General features: G+C 47.9%; 19 protein-coding genes. 13 read left to right on the top strand and 6 right to left on the bottom strand.

The genetic code is table 11. The annotated features are described in order from the left end of the window. Positions 1-136 precede the first annotated feature (136 nt). Positions 137-838, bottom strand: a complete 702-nt coding sequence (locus AC3WRW_RS31235; RefSeq protein WP_492550114.1) for a DUF421 domain-containing protein — start codon at positions 836-838, stop codon at positions 137-139. Between the two features lie 148 nt (positions 839-986). Between AC3WRW_RS31235 and AC3WRW_RS31230 the strand changes: the two genes are divergently transcribed. Next, entirely contained in the window at positions 987-2,000 is a 1,014-nt protein-coding gene (locus AC3WRW_RS31230; protein WP_492550113.1) for a sulfite oxidase, read from the top strand. Between the two features lie 74 nt (positions 2,001-2,074). On the opposite strand, the gene AC3WRW_RS31225 is transcribed toward AC3WRW_RS31230, so the two are convergent. Together AC3WRW_RS31225 and AC3WRW_RS31220 are read right to left on the bottom strand one after the other, a co-directional pair. Next, entirely contained in the window at positions 2,075-3,871 is a 1,797-nt protein-coding gene (locus AC3WRW_RS31225; RefSeq protein ID WP_492550117.1) for an ABC transporter ATP-binding protein, read from the bottom strand. Between the two features lie 31 nt (positions 3,872-3,902). After that, positions 3,903-5,651, bottom strand: coding sequence for an ABC transporter ATP-binding protein (locus AC3WRW_RS31220; RefSeq protein WP_492550112.1), 1,749 nt, complete (start codon positions 5,649-5,651; stop codon positions 3,903-3,905). A 142-nt stretch (positions 5,652-5,793) separates the two neighbouring features. Between AC3WRW_RS31220 and AC3WRW_RS31215 the strand changes: the two genes are divergently transcribed. The 3 genes from AC3WRW_RS31215 to AC3WRW_RS31205 all read left to right on the top strand — a co-directional run bounded on the left by AC3WRW_RS31215 (position 5,794) and on the right by AC3WRW_RS31205 (position 8,455). Continuing rightward, positions 5,794-6,336: a GNAT family N-acetyltransferase gene (locus AC3WRW_RS31215; RefSeq protein WP_492550111.1), complete on the top strand. Its 543-nt coding sequence runs from the start codon at positions 5,794-5,796 to the stop codon at positions 6,334-6,336. 125 nt (positions 6,337-6,461) lie between these two features. Then, the gene (locus AC3WRW_RS31210) at positions 6,462-8,027 is read left to right on the top strand and encodes a glutamate synthase-related protein (protein WP_492550110.1); all 1,566 of its coding nucleotides are present in this window, start codon (positions 6,462-6,464) and stop codon (positions 8,025-8,027) included. A gap of 47 nt (positions 8,028-8,074) precedes the next feature. Further along, the gene (locus AC3WRW_RS31205; protein WP_492550109.1) at positions 8,075-8,455 is read left to right on the top strand and encodes a hypothetical protein; all 381 of its coding nucleotides are present in this window, start codon (positions 8,075-8,077) and stop codon (positions 8,453-8,455) included. 83 nt (positions 8,456-8,538) lie between these two features. Here AC3WRW_RS31205 and AC3WRW_RS31200 read toward each other — a convergent pair whose 3' ends face one another. After that, positions 8,539-8,967: a MarR family winged helix-turn-helix transcriptional regulator gene (locus AC3WRW_RS31200; RefSeq protein WP_492550108.1), complete on the bottom strand. Its 429-nt coding sequence runs from the start codon at positions 8,965-8,967 to the stop codon at positions 8,539-8,541. A gap of 120 nt (positions 8,968-9,087) precedes the next feature. Between AC3WRW_RS31200 and AC3WRW_RS31195 the strand changes: the two genes are divergently transcribed. The 6 genes from AC3WRW_RS31195 to AC3WRW_RS31170 all read left to right on the top strand — a co-directional run bounded on the left by AC3WRW_RS31195 (position 9,088) and on the right by AC3WRW_RS31170 (position 12,710). Then, on the top strand, positions 9,088-9,669 hold the full coding sequence (locus AC3WRW_RS31195; protein WP_492550107.1) for an NAD(P)H-dependent oxidoreductase: 582 nt from the start codon (positions 9,088-9,090) through the stop codon (positions 9,667-9,669). Positions 9,670-9,784: 115 nt separating this feature from the next. Further along, a complete protein-coding gene (locus tag AC3WRW_RS31190) occupies positions 9,785-10,117 on the top strand; it encodes an ArsR/SmtB family transcription factor (RefSeq protein ID WP_492550116.1) in 333 nt (110 codons plus the stop codon). A gap of 48 nt (positions 10,118-10,165) precedes the next feature. Beyond that, on the top strand, positions 10,166-10,675 hold the full coding sequence (locus tag AC3WRW_RS31185) for an SRPBCC domain-containing protein (RefSeq protein ID WP_492550106.1): 510 nt from the start codon (positions 10,166-10,168) through the stop codon (positions 10,673-10,675). A 32-nt stretch (positions 10,676-10,707) separates the two neighbouring features. Beyond that, complete coding sequence (locus AC3WRW_RS31180; protein ID WP_492550105.1) at positions 10,708-11,088, top strand: VOC family protein; 381 nt, start codon at positions 10,708-10,710, stop codon at positions 11,086-11,088. Positions 11,089-11,249: 161 nt separating this feature from the next. After that, positions 11,250-11,705, top strand: coding sequence for a hypothetical protein (locus AC3WRW_RS31175; protein WP_492550104.1), 456 nt, complete (start codon positions 11,250-11,252; stop codon positions 11,703-11,705). 174 nt (positions 11,706-11,879) lie between these two features. After that, the gene (locus AC3WRW_RS31170; RefSeq protein ID WP_492550103.1) at positions 11,880-12,710 is read left to right on the top strand and encodes a polysaccharide deacetylase family protein; all 831 of its coding nucleotides are present in this window, start codon (positions 11,880-11,882) and stop codon (positions 12,708-12,710) included. Positions 12,711-12,800: 90 nt separating this feature from the next. Here the strand turns inward: AC3WRW_RS31170 and AC3WRW_RS31165 are convergent, their stop codons facing one another. Continuing rightward, positions 12,801-13,364 carry a GNAT family N-acetyltransferase gene (locus AC3WRW_RS31165; RefSeq protein ID WP_492550102.1) on the bottom strand — a complete coding sequence of 188 codons (564 nt, stop codon included), beginning with the start codon at positions 13,362-13,364 and terminating at the stop codon, positions 12,801-12,803. 201 nt (positions 13,365-13,565) lie between these two features. Between AC3WRW_RS31165 and hpaB the strand changes: the two genes are divergently transcribed. The 3 genes from hpaB to AC3WRW_RS31150 all read left to right on the top strand — a co-directional run bounded on the left by hpaB (position 13,566) and on the right by AC3WRW_RS31150 (position 16,590). Next, positions 13,566-15,020 (top strand): 4-hydroxyphenylacetate 3-monooxygenase, oxygenase component, encoded by a 1,455-nt coding sequence (hpaB, locus tag AC3WRW_RS31160; protein WP_492550101.1) that lies wholly within the window; start codon positions 13,566-13,568, stop codon positions 15,018-15,020. 87 nt (positions 15,021-15,107) lie between these two features. Further along, the gene (locus tag AC3WRW_RS31155) at positions 15,108-15,635 is read left to right on the top strand and encodes a hypothetical protein (RefSeq protein WP_492550100.1); all 528 of its coding nucleotides are present in this window, start codon (positions 15,108-15,110) and stop codon (positions 15,633-15,635) included. A 172-nt stretch (positions 15,636-15,807) separates the two neighbouring features. Beyond that, the gene (locus tag AC3WRW_RS31150) at positions 15,808-16,590 is read left to right on the top strand and encodes a squalene/phytoene synthase family protein (protein WP_492550099.1); all 783 of its coding nucleotides are present in this window, start codon (positions 15,808-15,810) and stop codon (positions 16,588-16,590) included. A 359-nt stretch (positions 16,591-16,949) separates the two neighbouring features. Here the strand turns inward: AC3WRW_RS31150 and AC3WRW_RS31145 are convergent, their stop codons facing one another. After that, complete coding sequence (locus AC3WRW_RS31145) at positions 16,950-17,501, bottom strand: helix-turn-helix domain-containing protein (protein ID WP_492550115.1); 552 nt, start codon at positions 17,499-17,501, stop codon at positions 16,950-16,952. Positions 17,502-17,546 lie beyond the last annotated feature (45 nt).

Genomic DNA, 17,546 nt, shown 5'->3' with positions numbered 1-17,546 from the left:
GTATTTTTTTAGAAGAAATTGTGTTTCTGCGATTTTAGCAGAAAAGCCATTTTTTTACAATGACAATTTTGGTGATTCTTAAAAAATATCTAGCAAAGAGGAAGCTGTTTCATATACGGTTGAGCACATTTCCCGTCTACTCCTGATCAATGGGATGCCGGATTTGATCCTGGTACAGGTCAAAAAACAGTTTGCCTTGCGTTCCCCTGATCGCATAACACACTTCCTCTGCCGTAACTCCGCGCTGTCGAAGCTGCTTCGAGAGCCATTCTTTCGATAAACCGATTTGTTGTAAATTATTTGACATGATTTTTCCGTCCATGATGAGCTCGACTGGAAACTGATTCTTCGATGTGTTAGTCAATTGCAAATCCTTCTGTATCAAGGGGCGATATTCCGGTTTTTTGAGTATGGATAGTTTGCCGTTAAGCTCTAAGATTGCATACTGGACTTCTTCGATATCAAAAATGTCTTTTTCACGCAATTCCTGATTTAAAGTGTCCAACGTAAACTGAATTTTCCTTAAGTTTTCTTCCATAATTTTGCCGTTTTCGATCACGACCGTTGGTTTTCCGGCAAACCACTTCCTGATTTTGCGGTTTTTCAAGGAAATGACAGAGATCAGATAAGCAATGCCACCGAAGATGACGGAGGAAGCAACCATAGGCCAAGTTTTCAAATGAATATTAAATGCAAAATTGCCGATGATGGATCCAAGCGTGATCGAAGCAACAAAATCATTGTACGTCATTCGCGCTATCGTGTGCTTTCCGAGAATCCGCGTAATAATCATAATAAGCAAGAAAGCAGCTATCGTCCGAAGACTTGTTTCCAACATATCGACTAACCTCCCACGAGTGATGCTTTGTTATCTTTTTCTTTTCTTAGAAAAACATACACAAGGGCAGAATCGAGCTGGAATAAGCATACGTTTAGTAAGAAGTTTTCTTGCGAAAGGATGATAGGCTTTGTTGTATACGCCTCATTTGACTACACGAAAGATTATGCCTGAAATGCAGGAGTTCCCGATGCTGTCGTTATCCAGCCGAATCACGCCGGAGCATCTGTTTTATATCCGCAATCACTTTCCATATCCGATCATTGACATGAGAACATGGGGGTTGCAGATCGATGGATTGGTGAATAGACCCCTTTATTTGCGTTACCGTGATTTGTTGCAAATGCATCAGGTTTCTATTCCTGTAACGCTGGAATGCGCTGGCGAAAAGAGGGCATTTTTTGTTCCGAAAACACGCGGCGAGCAGTGGGAATTGGGGGCAAGCAGTCATGCCGTTTGGACGGGAGTACGTCTCGCGGACATTCTTAAGGCAGCAGGCATTCTACCGAATGCGGTGGAAGTAACTTTTGAAGGGATGGACAAAGGGGCTAGAACGGATATGCCGGGGATATTTACGTATATAAGAAGTTTACCGATCAAAGAGGCATTACACCCTGATTTGTTGATTGCTCTTTTCATGAATGGGAAGCCTTTGCCTTTCCGCCACGGTTATCCTGCACGGCTCATTGTTCCGGGATGGTACGGTATGGCCTCTGTTAAATGGCTGCAACGCATCAGAATCATTGACCAGCCCTTTCAAGGCCCTTTCCAAGCGGTTGATTATGTTTATGTAAACACGGCGAAGCCAGTCAAGAAGATTCGTCTTAACTCATCGATTGCACAGCCTTCCGATCAGCAAGTGCTGGCAAAAGGGGAGCACCTGCTGCAAGGAACGGCTATCTCAGGTGATTTTCCCGTTCTTTTTGTTGAAATTAGCTTCGATAACGGCATGACATGGCAGCCTGCATCTTGGTTGGACTCTCATGAATCCTATTCTTGGAGACGCTGGTGTTTAAAATGGAATGCAACCACTTCCGGAACATACGACATCAGTGTCCGAGCCACGGATGCTGCAGGGAATGTGCAGCCAGAAATCGCGGATTGGAATGAAAAAGGATATGGCTATAATGCCATCCAAAGAATACGCGTCTACGTCGATTGAGGGTGAAGCAGAATAAAGGACGAAGGGAGATAATAGGAAAAGTTCCCTCTAACAAATTAGAAGGAACTTTTCTCTTATTTGGATTCGAGATTTTTAAACTGATTGGCAAACATCCGGGAATATGTGCCGTCTTGGCTCATCAACGAGCTGTGATTGCCTTGCTCGGCGATCTCGCCGCGGTCGATGACCATAATCGTATCCGCATCCCGGATCGTATTCAGCCGGTGTGCAATAATGAAGCTTGTGCGCCCCTTCATCATGGCGAGCAGAGCTTCCTGAATATGCAGTTCCGTCCGCGTATCAATGCTGCTCGTCGCCTCATCCAGAATCAGGATGGAGGGATCTGCCAATATGACGCGCGCAATCGCAAGCAGCTGGCGCTGCCCTTGACTTAAATTCCCGCCGTTCTCGGAGAGCGGCGTATCGTAGCCCTTGGGCAGCCGGCTTATAAAAGCGTCTGCATTTGCGAGCTTTGCCGCGGCAACCACTTCAGCGTCGGTCGCATCCGGTTTGCCGTATTTGATGTTCTCCTTAATCGTGCCGGAGAAGAGATACGTATCCTGCAGCACGATGCCGAAGCTGCGGCGCAAGCTGTCGCGCGTATAGGATTTGATATCCCGGCCGTCAATCAATATCGTACCGCTTGTCGCATCATAGAACCGGGTCACGAGATTGACGATCGTCGTTTTGCCTGCGCCTGTCGGTCCGACGAGCGCGAGAGAGCTGCCGGCCGGAGCCTCAAAGCTGACCTGCTTCAGGATCGGCATATCCGGCCGGTAACCGAAGGTTACGTCATGGAAGGAGACATGGCCGATGGGCTTTTCCAGCTCGACTGCTCCAGGCGCATCCTCCGTTTCTTCCGCTTCATCCAACACCTCAAAGGCGCGTTCTGCCCCTGCAACACCAGACTGCAGCACATTGTAAGTATTCGCGATATCGTTAAGGGGCCTCACAAATTGACGCGAATAGCTTAAGAAGCTGGCAATGACTCCGACGGTGATGTGGCCTTTGACGGCGAGAACGCCGCCGACAATCGCAACGGCCGAGAAGCCGATATTATTGATAACGCTGAGGAGAGGCATCAGAAAACCGGACCAGATTTGCGCTTTCAAGCCAACCTCATACAATCGTCCGTTCACGCTATTGAATTCATCAATCGCTTTTTTCTCGCGATTGAAGGCTTTGACAACGAGAAGGCCGGAAATCGTTTCCTCGATATGACCATTCAGCTTACCGAGCTGAGCCTGTTGGTCTTTGAAGAGCACACTGGTGCGCTTGGTAACTGTTTTTGCCAGCAAGAACACGAGCGGAACGGTGATAAGGCTCGCCAGTGTCAGGATGGGGCTTAGTACCAGCATCATCACTAAGGAACCAACGATCGCAATCGAGCCTGTCATGAGCTGCGCCGTAGATTGCGAGATCGAATTGCTCACGTTGTCAATATCGTTCGACAGCCGGCTCATAATATCGCCATGCGAGCGTCCGTCAAAAAAAGCAAGCGGCAGCTTTTGCAGCTTCGCGAACATCGTTTGCCGAAGTCTCTTTACAACGCGCTGCGCAAGTCCGGCCATAACCCAGCTTTGGAGGAAAGTAAGCCCGCCGTCGGCAATGTACGTGGAAATCAGTACTATCATTGCTACGTCGAGGACGCTGTAATTCACTTGACCTGCCGCCATCGCATCAATGGCTACACCGATGAGATAAGGGCCTGCCAGCGTCAACGCGGAGTCCGCTGCAATGAACATAAAAACGATGGTCAGCCATTTGCGTTCTGTACCCAAATAGAACCAGAGACGCCGCAGGGTGCCTTTGAAATTTTTGGGCTTCACGGCCTGAACGCGACCACCCCGGGCCAGCGGTCCCGTAATCATCGGGACGTCAGGGGCTTGCTGCCGCGATCCATCATTCGTCTTTGTCATGGTGAGACAGCTCCTTTCCGAATTGGGATTGGCATATTTCCACATAGACGCGGCAGCTCTTCATTAACGTCTCATGGGTGCCGATGCCGACAATTTCGCCATCGTCCATGACGACGATTTTGTCCGCATCCATTACGGAGGTAATGCGCTGCGCAATGATCAAACAGGTGACACCAGATGCGTATTCCTTGAGTGATTCTTTAATTTTCGCCTCCGTCGCAGTGTCCAGTGCGCTTGTGCAATCATCGAGAATGAGAATGTCCGGTTTCCGAACGAGCGCTCTGGCGATCGACAGCCGCTGCTTCTGACCGCCGGACAAATTCACGCCCCGCTGTCCAAGCCTGGTGTCATAGCCTTCGGGGAATGCGGCAATGAAGTCATGCGCTTGTGCCATTTTGGCGGCATGGATAATCTCATGGTTTGCTGCTTGCTCCTGTCCCCAACGCAAATTCTCTTCAATCGTGCCGCTGAACAGAATCGTTTTCTGCGGCACGATGGCAATGCGGTCGCGAAGCTTGGCAGGGTCAACTTGACGAATGTCCACACCATCCACGCTGAGCGAACCGGTGCTCGGATCGTAGAAACGGGGGACGAGACTCACAAGGGTGCTCTTCCCTGAGCCGGTGGAGCCGATTATGCCTATCGTTTCACCGGGAAGACACGTTAAGTTGATATTTTTCAGATTGGGTTCACCTGCTGCCCCTTCATAAGCAAACGAAACGTTCTCGAAGTCAATTCGGCCTCCCGGTCGATGAGCAGGCAGTGCTGCCGTGTCCTTCCATGTCATTTCATTCACTTGGCTGAAAACTTCACCGATCCGATTGGCGGAAGCTTTCGCTCGAACGAACATATTGAACACCATGGATATCGTCATCAGCGCAAACAAGATTTGCGTCATGTAGTTGACGAACGCGACGATATGCCCGACTTGCATCTGGTTGTGATTAACCCGCCATGCGCCCAGCCAAAGTACGGCTGTGATTCCGAAATTAACGGTCAACAGGATAGAGGGATTAAAGATAGCCAGCAGCCTCGTCACCTGAATCGATTTGTTCTGGTAATCCAGATTTGCCTGCTGGAACTTATCCGTCTCGTGGTCGAAGCGATTGAACGCTTTGACGACGCGCACGCCGGACAAATATTCCCGCATGACCCGATTGACGCCGTCCAGCGCTTTCTGTACGCCGACGAATCGGGCAAATCCCACTTTCAAGTTCAGCGTCACGAGCACGCCGACGATCGGAACAACGATGAGCAGAACGACAGCCAATTGCGGATTAAGCCGCACAGCCATGATCAAACTTCCGATACAGAGGAGGGGCGCCTTAATAAAAATGCGCATAAGACCATTAACGAAATTTTGCACCTGCGTCACATCGTTCGTTAAACGCGTAATTAACGACGCGCGTTCGAATCGCTCGATATTCGTAAACGATAGCGACTGGATTTTTTCAAATAAATCCGCTCTAAGCTCGGTGCCGAATTTCTGCGAAACATGGCTCGCCACAATATTGCGAAGCGATGCTGCGACAGCCCCGAACGCCGTAATGATCAGCATCAAGCCGCCCATGCGGAGCACGTAATCAAGCCGTTTCTCCGCAACGCCGACGTCCAAAATGTGGGACATAATCGTCGGCTGCAGCAAATCCGCAAACGCTTCCAGCGTGACGAAAAAGACTGCAATCAGAAATAGCTTCCAGTGCTTGCCGACATACTTTTTCATAAAACTCATGCTGCACACTCCTCTTTCCGTGGTCAACCTCTAACCTGTACGTTACTCCCATTTTGGCCAAATGTCACTCATCAATTCAATTTCTAAACTTTCTTACCTATGCTATAATGTTGCCATATCTTAGTAGATGAGGATGGTGCAGATGTCCGAGCAGCGAGTGTATGTCCGGTTCCCTGAGGAGACGGACGCAGAAGAATTGACAGCCATGATCAAACGCAATCGGGAATTCTTTGAGCAGTTTTCGCCAAACAGCCCGGAGGAGTCCTACACGAAAGAACACCAGCTTCAATCGATCATCAAAAGCAGGACCGACAGGGCGGAGGATCGGAGATACGCTTTCGTCATATGTCATAAGGAGAACGACCGAATTATTGGCAGCATAGGGCTGTCCTTTGTAGCACGTGGATCGCTTCAGAGCTGCATGATCGGATATAACCTGGACCAGGCTTATAACGGCAAGGGTTACATGACGGAGGCTGTGAAACAGGTGGTACGCTATGCCTTCGAAGAGCTGAAGTTTCATCGGATTGTTGGAGAAGCCTCGCCCCGGAATCCCGGATCGATCCGCGTGCTGGAGAATGCCGGCTTCCACAAGGAAGGGATCTCAAGGCGCAACGTGAAGATCAATGGTGTGTGGGAAGATCATCAAGTAATGGCCATTATCAATCCATCTGACGATATCTAGTTGAAAAAAACGTAGACCTTTCAGCCCGCTGCTGCGGGTCTATTTTGTTATGCAGCAAGTTTGCTTAAAAATGGAATAAGATGGAATACTATAGACAATTCACTTAAGGGATTCGGAGGTTTCAAATGGTACATCTTGTCCTGTTGATCGTATTGTTGGCCATCGTTATGTTGCCGCCACTGATCTTTTTTGGTTACATGTATGCTTTATCCAAAAAACCGAAACATTCCATCATCCGCTCTCATCCGTTCCTTGGCTGGCTGCGCTACTTGCTGGAGAAGCTCGGGCCCGAGTTCCGCCAATACTGGTTTGACAATGACACGGAAGGCAAGCCATTCTCGCGAGCCGATTTTGTCGGTCTAGTGTATGCGGCGAAATATCGGACGGACCTCATCTCATTTGGCGGCAGACGCGATTATGAGAAGCCCGGCTTCTATTTATCCAATGCCATGTTTCCGAAACTAACAAGTGAGCTTAAAGTGGATAACCATGAGACTGCGCCCGGCAGAAAATATGTCATTACCGACGAGGGACTTTTTACTCGGAAGGAAAATGTCGTAGAAGAACAAGTAAAACCTTGGCTGCTGGACGATACCGATGTCATTGTGGTCGGCGAAAACCGCAAAAGCCCATGGCGGCTCAAAGGGATGTTCGGCGCTTCAGCCACATCTTTCGGAGCCGTCGGCGAGAATTATATTCAGTCCACCGGGAGCGGAGCAAGGATGGCTGGCGGCTCCTGGATTAACACAGGCGAGGGCGGGGTTGCGGATGTGCATCTTGCCACGGGGGCAGATATCATTTCACAGATCGGGCCCGGCCTGTTTGGCTTCCGGGATGATAGCGGCGAGTTCTCCATTGAGGTTTACAAGCGCAAAGCCAAGATCCCGCATATTAAAGCGTTTGAATTAAAGTTTCATCAAGGCGCAAAAATACGCGGCGGACACCTCGAAGGCACAAAGGTAACCGAGAAAGTCGCAGCTGCCCGGTTAGTGCCCGTCGGGAAAACGGTCAATTCGCCGAACCGGTTTGAATTTCTAACCAATCCGGAAGAAGCGCTCCGATTCATCAGCACCCTGCAGGAAGAGGGCGGCAAGCCCGTCGGCATCAAAATCGTCGTCGGCGATCCGAAGCGTCTGGAACCGTTATTCCGTGCTATGACAGAGTTGGATATGTATCCGGATTTCATTACCGTAGACGGTTCCGAGGGCGGTTCCGGAGCGACCTTTAAAGCGATGGCGGATGGCATGGGATTGCCGCTCTATTCCGCGCTGCTCATCCTTGACGATGCAGCTAGAAAATTCGGCGTGCGCGACCGGTTCAAAATTTTCGCTTCCGGCAAACTCATTACGCCTGATAAAGTTGCAATCGCCCTTGCACTCGGCGCCGACTGCGTCAACTCTGCCCGCGGTTTTATGATGGCTAACGGCTGCATCATGGCTATGCAGTGTCATACAGGGAAATGTCCGACCGGCATTACAACGACGGATTCCAAGTATCAGGCGGCTCTCGCGCCAGAGGAAAAGCAATGGCGGGTCATGAACTACATTCTTCAAATGAGGGAAGGCTTATTCTCGCTGGCTGCAGCCTGTGGTTTGGAGAGCCCGCGGGAATTTAGACGGGAACATGTGGTGTTTACGAATGAGAGCGGTCAATGCATGCGAATTGTTGATTTGTTTCCTTACAGTAATTAAGGCTGACACGATGCCTGCTTAGTAATGATTAGGAATGGGGTGGAGAAATGATAACGGCATTAATCGGAAGCACTGCTTTTCTCGCCGTTGCTGTTTTGTATATCTTGTTAGCGATGGGTTTGCCTTACGGAGATTTTGCAATGGGCGGCAAATATAAAGTGATGCCCAAACAAATGAGACTTGCCTGTGCAATTTCAGTCATCATTCAGTTGGTGGCAATCTTGTTTATCCTGCAAGCAGGGCAGGTAATCTCGATCGATGCTTTACAAACTGTCGCAAAACAAGTATGTTACTTTTTTGCTTTTTATTTAATCGCAAATACCCTAATGAATGCTATATCCAAAAGCAAAATGGAAAAGCTCGTTATGACACCCTTATCTTTACTCACAGCGATTTGCTTCCTGTTTACGGCTATGAATGGTTCTTAACATGCCAGGTTATCTCCAATCGTGAAACGCAGATAAACCAGCCGCAGCGGCTGGTTTATTTGCGTTGAGACAGCTTGCCCGCTTCAATAAAATACTTTGCTCTGGAGTATATCAAGGGCACGCTCAATCTCTTTCAGTTCGTCATTGGAAACATCTCCAAGCCGCTGGACGAACTGGGCTTCGATCCGCTGGAAAGCCTCGCTCATCACCGCTTCGCCTTCTTTGGACAGCCGAATTGACTGCTTGCGGCGGTCTTCGGCATCGGTGACCTTTTCGCACAATTGCTTTTCAGTCAATTTTCTCAATTCACGGCTTGTGTTTGGCATGGACATATGCATACAATCACTGATTTCACTCAGCGTAACAGGTTGGCTGACAGCAATGTATTCAAGAATTTTATACTGAACGGGGGTGAGCGCTTCGATTCTTACGTCTTTTGTCATATCGTTCGTTATTTGATGTACTGCAGTCGTGAAAACCACAAATTTTTGAAATAGTCTATCCTTGTCCACCGGATCACCTCTACATAAAACAATAACAAAATAATTATCAAATAACAATTATCATTTGACAATAAAAAATAGGGTATGCTACACTTTGCTTATCAAATGATAAGTAAAGGGGAAGTATAAATGAAGTTGCTGATCGTTTACACGCATCCGAATCATCAGAGCCTAAGTTATGCGTTTTTGCAAGAGGTCGTTCGCGGCAGCAAAGAAAATGCTGAAATAGAAGAAGTGAAAGTATTGGATCTATACGAAGAACAATTCAATCCGATTCTGGTGTTTAACGTACATAAACGCAGGAGGGATATGCATGCTGATCCTGATCTTGCTAAATACAGGGAGCAGCTTCTGTGGGCCGACAAAATTGTTTTCGTTTACCCGATCTGGTGGGGGCGTCCTCCGGCGATGCTCATGGGATATATAGACCAGATGTTTGCATCGGGATTTGCATATAAGGAGAAGGGTGGAATATTGCCGGAGGGACTGTTAAAGGGGAAGTCGGTGGTATGTATTTCAAGTATGAAGGGGCCGGTCCTTTATCCGTTGTTTTGGCTGAATAACGCTCACAAAATATTAATGAGAAAAGCGCTGTTTAACTATGTAGGGATTAAGAACGTAAAGTTTTTTGAATTTGGCAGCATGGAGAGCCCACGGGGAAAACAGCGGCAGAAGCTGGAGAAAATTTATCGGTATTTCAAGTTGATTTGAATATTCCTTTACAGCAATATTCCTTTTGTGGTATATTAGGTTTAGCAAAGAGCTGCAACATACAAACTACAAAGACGAAACGAAGGACCGTACCATTACAGCAAGCGAACGGATGATGACCATGAATATTAACGTCATGAGTGCCTTGGCAGAGCCTAACCGCATGCAGATTGTTGAGCTTTTGCGCGAAAGTCCCCTCACGGTAGGGGAGATTGCCGAACGGCTGCAGCTGCGCCAACCACAAGCATCCAAGCATTTGCGTGTTCTAAGTGAAGCCGGCATCGTGGAGGCCGAGGTGGACGCGAATCGCCGGATCTACAGGCTGCGGCCGGATCCTTTTCAAGAGCTGGACGAATGGCTGGCGAACTACCGCGCGATCTGGGAGAAGAGGTTCGACAGGCTGGATGACTATCTGCAGAAACTGCAGGGCAAGGACACTCACAAGTGATAGGCAAGAGGATTTGACCAAAGGGATGAAATCGAGGAGGAAGCTATAATGACAAATCAAATGATATCCAGTGTAGAAGGCAATGTACTTATCCTGGAGCGTGAATTTCAGGCCCCTCGCGAGCTAGTGTTTCAGGCTTTCACGCAGGCAGAGCATCTGAAGCATTGGTGGGGACCGAGCGGCTGGACGCTTCCGGTATGCCATGTTGATTTCCGCGTAGGCGGGGTTTGGCATTACTGCATGAAATGCGAGGACAAAAACCAAGGCCATTTCTATGGCATGGAAGCCTGGGGCAAGGCTGTTTACCGGGAAATCGTCGTGCCGGAGAAGATTGTCTATGTCGATTATTTCTCCGATGCGGAAGGCAACGAAGCGGAAAATATGCCGGAAACGATCGTAACGCTGACCTTTGTCGAGACTGAAAACGGGACCAAGGTAATTAACCGCGGGGAATATGCGACGCCGGAAGGATTGCAACAGGTAATGGATATGGGCATGATGCAAGGCATTACAGAAACCTGGAACAGATTGGCCGAGCATCTGAAGTCGATCCAATAATATAGTAAATACGATGAAGGAGTGGCATATCAATGATTAATAAAATCGGTCAAATTATGCTGTATGTCAACAATCAGGATGAGGCTGTTCAGTTTTGGACGCAAAAAGTTGGATTTAGCGTCATTTCTGAAGAAAACAACGGTCAAGGCATGAGATGGATAGAAATTGCATCGACCCAAGGCGCGGAAACAAGTATCGTTCTGCACAATAAAGACTTCGTTGCCAAAATGTCGCCAGGATTAAATCTTGGTACACCTTCTTTAATGTTTTACACGGATAATCTCGATGCCTTGTACAGCGACTTGTCCGGTAAAAATGTCAAAGTCGGAGAGATTGTCACGATCCCTTCGGGCAGAGTATTTAACTTTGCTGACGATGAAGACAATTACTTTGCAGTGATAGAAAAGAAATAAATAGGATATTAGGCGGCTGACAGCAATTGTCGGCCGCTTTTTTTAACGCTGCAAGAGGTTCCGTCGTCTTAAAAATAAATGCTGGGGAGCATAGTCGGATCTTGTCTTGTCAACATATGATGACAAGAATAGGATAACTATGATAAGGATGTGTGAGCAGGATGAAACCTTTGCATCGAGCCAAAAGAAAACACGGACGCCCCACGATCGCCGCTCAAGCAAAAGCTAATTTAGGAACACCGGTATGCATAGTACTTAAGGACGGTTCTTACTATTATGGCGTTCTGAAAGAAGTGCAAGCCAATCAAGTCATTCTTCAAGGGTTCAAAGGAAATAGCAAGCCATCAAAGAAAAGAAATAAATCTAAAGCCCAAATTTCGGGTTTAGGTGGTTTGCTCGGTCTGCTTGGAGGCGGAGGACTTGGAGGACTGCTTGGAGGAGGTACTACTGGCGGATTGCTCGGCGGTGGTCTTGGATTAGGTTCAGGTTCAGGTGCTGGTTCAGCCGCAAAACCGGCTGGGGGCGGAGGCTTTTTCAGCAACATAGGCAGCTTTATGAAGGTAGGGATGGGTGTCATTAAATTTATTATGCCGCTAATGAAAAACTTTTCGTTTTAAAGAAGTGGGCAGCGTAAGAAAAAAACAAAAAACAAGGCTGCCGCAGGGACATGTTCAGCAGCCTTGTTTCCGCCATACATCGGTCATAAATCTCCAGTATCGATGGAGGAATCCAAATGCTATAATGAGTAGAATTCCTAATAGATACATATCAACGTGAGAGAAAGAAGTTGCATGAGTATGAACCCAGTCATCAAGGCTGCTATCCTGCTTGCTTTAGCAGGCACCATGGGATGCGGCAAGTCCGAACTAGCGAAGACCGATTTAATTTCATCAAACACACCCGCACCGCCGCCAATTAGCTCAAGTCCTAGTCCTTCTCAACCAGTGACGATGAATACAGGTAATACGGCCGACGAGCATGTGAGCGCAGCAGCGGCAGCAGCAGTTATCTATAATGTGAAGAAGGACGGTCTACGCCAAGTCGCTTTAACTTTTGATGACGGCCCCGATGATAAATATACGTCTCGCATTTTGGATATTTTAAAAAAGGAACAGGTGAAAGCGACTTTCTTCCTCATTGGGGAGCATGCGAAGCAGCATCCGCAGATGGTGAAACGAATCGTAGATGAGGGGCACGCTGTCGGCAACCATTCTTGGGATCATCCCAATCTGGCCCAGGCAGATGCGGACAAAATTCGGAGTGAAATTACGTCCACGGACGACGAAATAAAACGAATTACGGGCAAAGAACCAACGTTATTTCGGGCGCCCTATGGCGCGGTTTCTTCACCGGTCCTTGAAATCGCTTCGAGTACGGGACACCAATTGATCGGTTGGTCCGTCGATACGTTGGACTGGGATGGAAAAAGCGTTGTCGATATTGTAAGCAATGTCCGTAAAGAGGTTCGTCCTGGCGCTATCGTCTTGCAGCATTCTGCAGGAGGGAAGAAGGGGAATTTAAACAACACGGTAGAGGCTTTGCCGCAAATCATCGCTTATTTGAAACAAAAAGGATATTCCCTAGTAACGGTTCCAGAGCTTATTTCAACGGATAAACATTGATTTTTTAGCTGCATGTGCAAAAAGAGCGCCTCCTGCATGTTAGTTCAAGGGTTAGAAACCCACTAGCATGTAAGAGGCGCTTTTTACTTTTTATAAAATCGGTTTGATCATGTGATAGTACGTTTTGTTGTTGATGATGGTCTCTTTATCTGCGGTATACCCTAACTTCTTATATAAAGAACAGGCACGTTCGTTATATTGCTCTACGTTTAAGGCAATTTTACTGTAGCCGCGCTGAAGCGCATGCTGTTCGGCTGCCCGAATAAGCTCTGTGCCGAAGCCGCGACCGCCCGAAGTGAGAGATACAGCCAGTGCGTCGATATAATACTCGTCCTCGTCAGCTTCTTTGTCCAGCGTCAGATCGGGGTCATTGCTCAATCTGCGCAGCCTGTCTCGTATAGGCTTATCTATGGCAGCGGCTTCGGAGCCGTGATAACACAAGATCATCCCGGCGACTTGCCCGGCTTCTTCTTTCACTAAAACGTTCCTGTAGCTGAAGCGATTGCCTTCTTGCCCGTAAAATTGATGAAGCGTATCTAAGACTTCTTCTTGGGTGGCAGCCCCCGTCAATTGATAGCCGATATCCTGAATGGCATCAAATAACAGTTGTATGACGGCCGGGGCATCCTGCGGTTGTGCGAATCTGATGCTCATAGGTCCTCCGTAATCCAATCGTGTAATATGTACGCAAGAAAAACACTGTCCTCAATGTAGCCTATAAAGAACGAAATTACAAATGCTGACACCCTCTTCGGATTAAAATTTTTTCGTTTAAAAGGCCTGTTTAGGTATCCGTTCATGCAAATCCGCCTTGACCCGAATAGAGTAACGTAGAATCGAGGAGGCGATTGGAAAATGCCGGTTAAAAATGGAAGCCAATACATTGATCGGATTAATAAGCATTTGCCTGAAGTCTGGATAGCAGGCGAGCGGGTGAAAGGGGCTATATCGGAGCATAAGGCCTTCAAGGGGCTTATGGCGACTCAAGCATCGATGTATGATATGCAGCAGGAAGACAGATGGAAAGCAAAAATGAACTATTCCTCACCTCTGACAGGTGAACCGGTTGGACTATCCTTTCTGCAGCCGAAGACAAAGCATGATCTGGCCTCAAGAAGAACGATGATGCAGGCTTGGGCATATACCCATAACGGCTTTCTGGGCCGTGCCCCCGATTACATGAACACTGCCCTGATGGCGTTCTCTGCCGCAGCGGGTCTGTTGGAGGAGGAAACCCCCCAATATGCTTCAAATTTGAGGCATTATTACGAATATTGCCGTGAGAATGACATCACGCTGTCGCATGTGTTTATTCAACCGAAAGCAGGTAGAGTTCCGCCAGCCTTTTTAAAATTTTTCGAGGAACCGGCGGCAGCCCGTATTATGGATAAAAATAAGGACGGTATCGTCGTCCGTGGCGCGTTTCTGTTAGATACGCAGGGGGCCACATCGGACGAAATCCTCGTACTGCCTACGCCGTATTGCTCGGAATACGAAGGGGAGAATCCTTACGCATTTGCATTCGCAGTGCCGAGCAATCTTCCCGGAGTCCGGTTCGTTTGCAGGGAAAGTTTCGTAGGCGGCGATTCTGTTTATAATTACCCTCTTAGCTCTCGGTACGAGGAGATGGATACGCTGGTCATTTTCGATGACGCGCTTGTTCCGTGGGATCGGGTATTTGTCTGCGGGGATGAGAGCATGGTGATCCGGATGTTCGACGAAAGTCATTTTCATACGCATGCCAGCGCACAAATTATGTGTAAAAATATTGCCAAAACGGAATTTCTGCTGGGAACCATCGAAATGATGGTCGAGTCGGCAGGGTTGGGTGGCCATGGATATGTCATCGAGAAGATGACGGAGGTCATTGTCGCGTTGGAGACGCTCAAGGCGCTGCAGTTTGCAGCTGAGAAGGGAGCTTCTCACGACCGATGGGGCAGTATGCTGCCCAACCGGAAACCATTCCTTGCCGCCAATGCTTATTTCCCGCAAATATACCCCCGGATGATTGAAATCATCCAATTGCTTGGCGCAAGCGGCTTGATCATGATCCCGGACGAGAAAGATTTTGACACCGAAATCAACGGTCAGTTGAATCGTTATCTTAAAGGCATAGGCCTCAATGCTAAGGAAAATGTGCAGCTGTCGAGACTCGCGTGGGAACTGAGTGTGAGCGCATTCGGGGGCAGGCAGACAGTCTATGAGCGGTTCTTTTTTGGCAATTCCGCGACAGTTAACGGCCGCTTGTATCACGGGTACTCTCAAGGGAGGGAAATTTTTAAGAACAGGGTCAAAGACTTTTTATCCTAAGCTTGTTCTTTTTCTTGGATGATTGGGGTGGTCATCTATGCTACTATAATAGTTATATTCTGATTTGATCAGCAAGGAGACCATCCAATGAAGCCAGATATTGAGAGTTTAGCTGCTGTTTGTGAAAAGTTTGAGCAAATGGGCATTTCCTATTCTTTAGGTGGAAGTGGTTTATTGCTAAGTTTGGGTTTAACAAATTCTGTTCGTGACTGGGATGTCATGACGGAGGCGCCTAAAGATAAGGTGCTGGAGGCTTTACAGAGCTATGAAGTAGAAGAAATAACAAGCGGGGACTTTCCATTTGGAAGCCAGTATAAACTACTCATTGGCAACGTGAATCCACAAGTGGAAGTGTTAGGCTGCTTCTCCATTTATTCCGATAAAGGTCATTGCAGAATGCCTAGTATCCCAGTTTCCCAGTGGAACGGTATTCAGGTAGGCAGCCCTGAGGTATGGTATGCAGCGTATGCTTTAATGGACCGGAAGGATAAAGCGGATCTGTTGCTCTCGTTTTTGAAGGAAACCGGAGCAAATAAAGAAATTCTTGAAAGGCTAAAGCATGAGCCGCTCTCTGATGTCATTTTAAAAGAAATCGAATCTCTTATTCAAATTTAATAAATGATAGAAACGGCGACCCTCAGCCTGCTGCTGACGGTCTTTTTTTGCGAATAATATTTGGCTTGACAATATCAACGTATGTTATCATGTTAACAAGCTATGAATCAGTTAAGAGCTAAGCTACTACTTGGAGGGAACTATCATTAATAACGTCGTCCTGAATGATGCAATGACCATGTTGAAGAAAACGAGCCGCACTTTTTATATACCGATAAGTGGTTTGGATTTAGGTTTGAAGGAAGCTGTATCATCTGCCTACTTGTGTATGCGGGCTATCGATGAAATCGAGGATCACGACGGACTTACAGACCAGTTGAAAGTGGACTTATTGCTTGGGGTACATGAGGCCTTCCAATCCCCGAACATTGTCGAAGAAACACAGAAATTATTATCGCCTTATGGGTCAGTCCTGCCGGCAGTTACCATGCAATTGGACGAGTGGGCGCTTCTTTGTCCGCCTTCAGGGGCTCCAATCGTCTATCATTACATCGCAAAGATGTCGCTGCAAATGGCCGAGTGGGTACAGAACGGGTGGAACATCCATACGGAAGAGGATTTGGACCGTTATACGTACAGCGTGGCCGGTATGGTCGGAGAAATGCTATCCGAGCTATGGTTGTGGCATGACGGGACGCAATCCGATCTAACGAAAGCAGTTGCCTTCGGAAGAGGGCTGCAGGCCGTAAATATTCTCCGCAATCGGACGGAGGATCTTGAGCGCGGCGTTGATTTCTTCCCTGATGGCTGGGGATTCAAGGAGATGCAGCAGTACACACGTCGCAATTTACAAATCGCCGACTCTTATATCGCTGACCTGAAGGAAGGTCCAGCTTTGAAGTTTTGCAAAATCCCGTTAGCGCTAGCTCATGCTACTGTTAACCTCATCGCTGTCGGTGGCAACAAATTGACGAGAGATGCGGTTCTGAAAATTGTGAATCGTGTGAGTGGATAACGGAGTTGTGCGTTGTTCACTAGCCATAAAAAATGAAGCCGATACCGCGAGGTACCGGCTTTTTGTTTACATGGGAACTATAGGCCGCTAGGCTTTGTTTTCGCAAACGGACAGAGAGGCCCTTATTCGATGGAAATGAGCCTCTTCGAAAATGTAATGGACACCAGCGCTGTTATTTGCTCACTTGGGTATGATTTCACCCCCGAAGTCGGCAAATAAGGACGCTGGTGTCCGCCAGCAGAGAGACACGACACCTTTCACGAAGATAGCGGCCGCTGTGTCCGTAGAGTAATGAGACCAACCTAATCGGGGACCTGGCCGTAGGCTAGGTCCATCTTGCTGTGCTGCTGGCGATGGACCTAAAGAAGATCCAAGCCGCTGTCATTCTCAGTGTAAATGGAAATAAGCACGATCGCCGTGTCTTCCCCTATGTTTCTCACCAAATGGGGCGTGCATGCATGCCAACTGAAAGAATCGCCTTCTTCGAATTCGGCCGCGTCATCTCCCTGCTCCGCATAAATCCTCCCTTGCACGACGACGTGGACTTCCTCGCCTTCATGCGCATGAGGAACGACACCCGTTGAAGCACCAGGAGGGATCTCTACGAGCATCATTTTTACATTTTTGCTGGAGCTCATGTGCTCAACTTTTAATTTATCGGCACCACTTGTCGTGATTCTTCGTTCATTTTTCCGGACAATATGCATCCGATCCTCTTTCTTTAACAGTAAATAAGCCAAGGGAACCTTCAACGCCTGAGCTATGTTTTCCAGTGTCGAGATAGAGGGGGAGGTTTTATTGGTTTCGACCTGACTCATAAACCCTTGAGACAAGCCGGTTTCTTCGCAAATTTGAGCGATGGTAATATTCTTTCGTTTCCGAATCGCCCGTATTGTGGAGCCGATATCCATCCGTTTGCACCTCACATAAAGTATAGGTAATACAAAATATAAATA

Source organism: Paenibacillus sp. FW126-R14 (assembly GCF_058789495.1).
The sequence above is the reverse complement of the archived record's forward strand: the minus strand, read 5'-3'. Positions and strand labels throughout refer to the sequence as shown.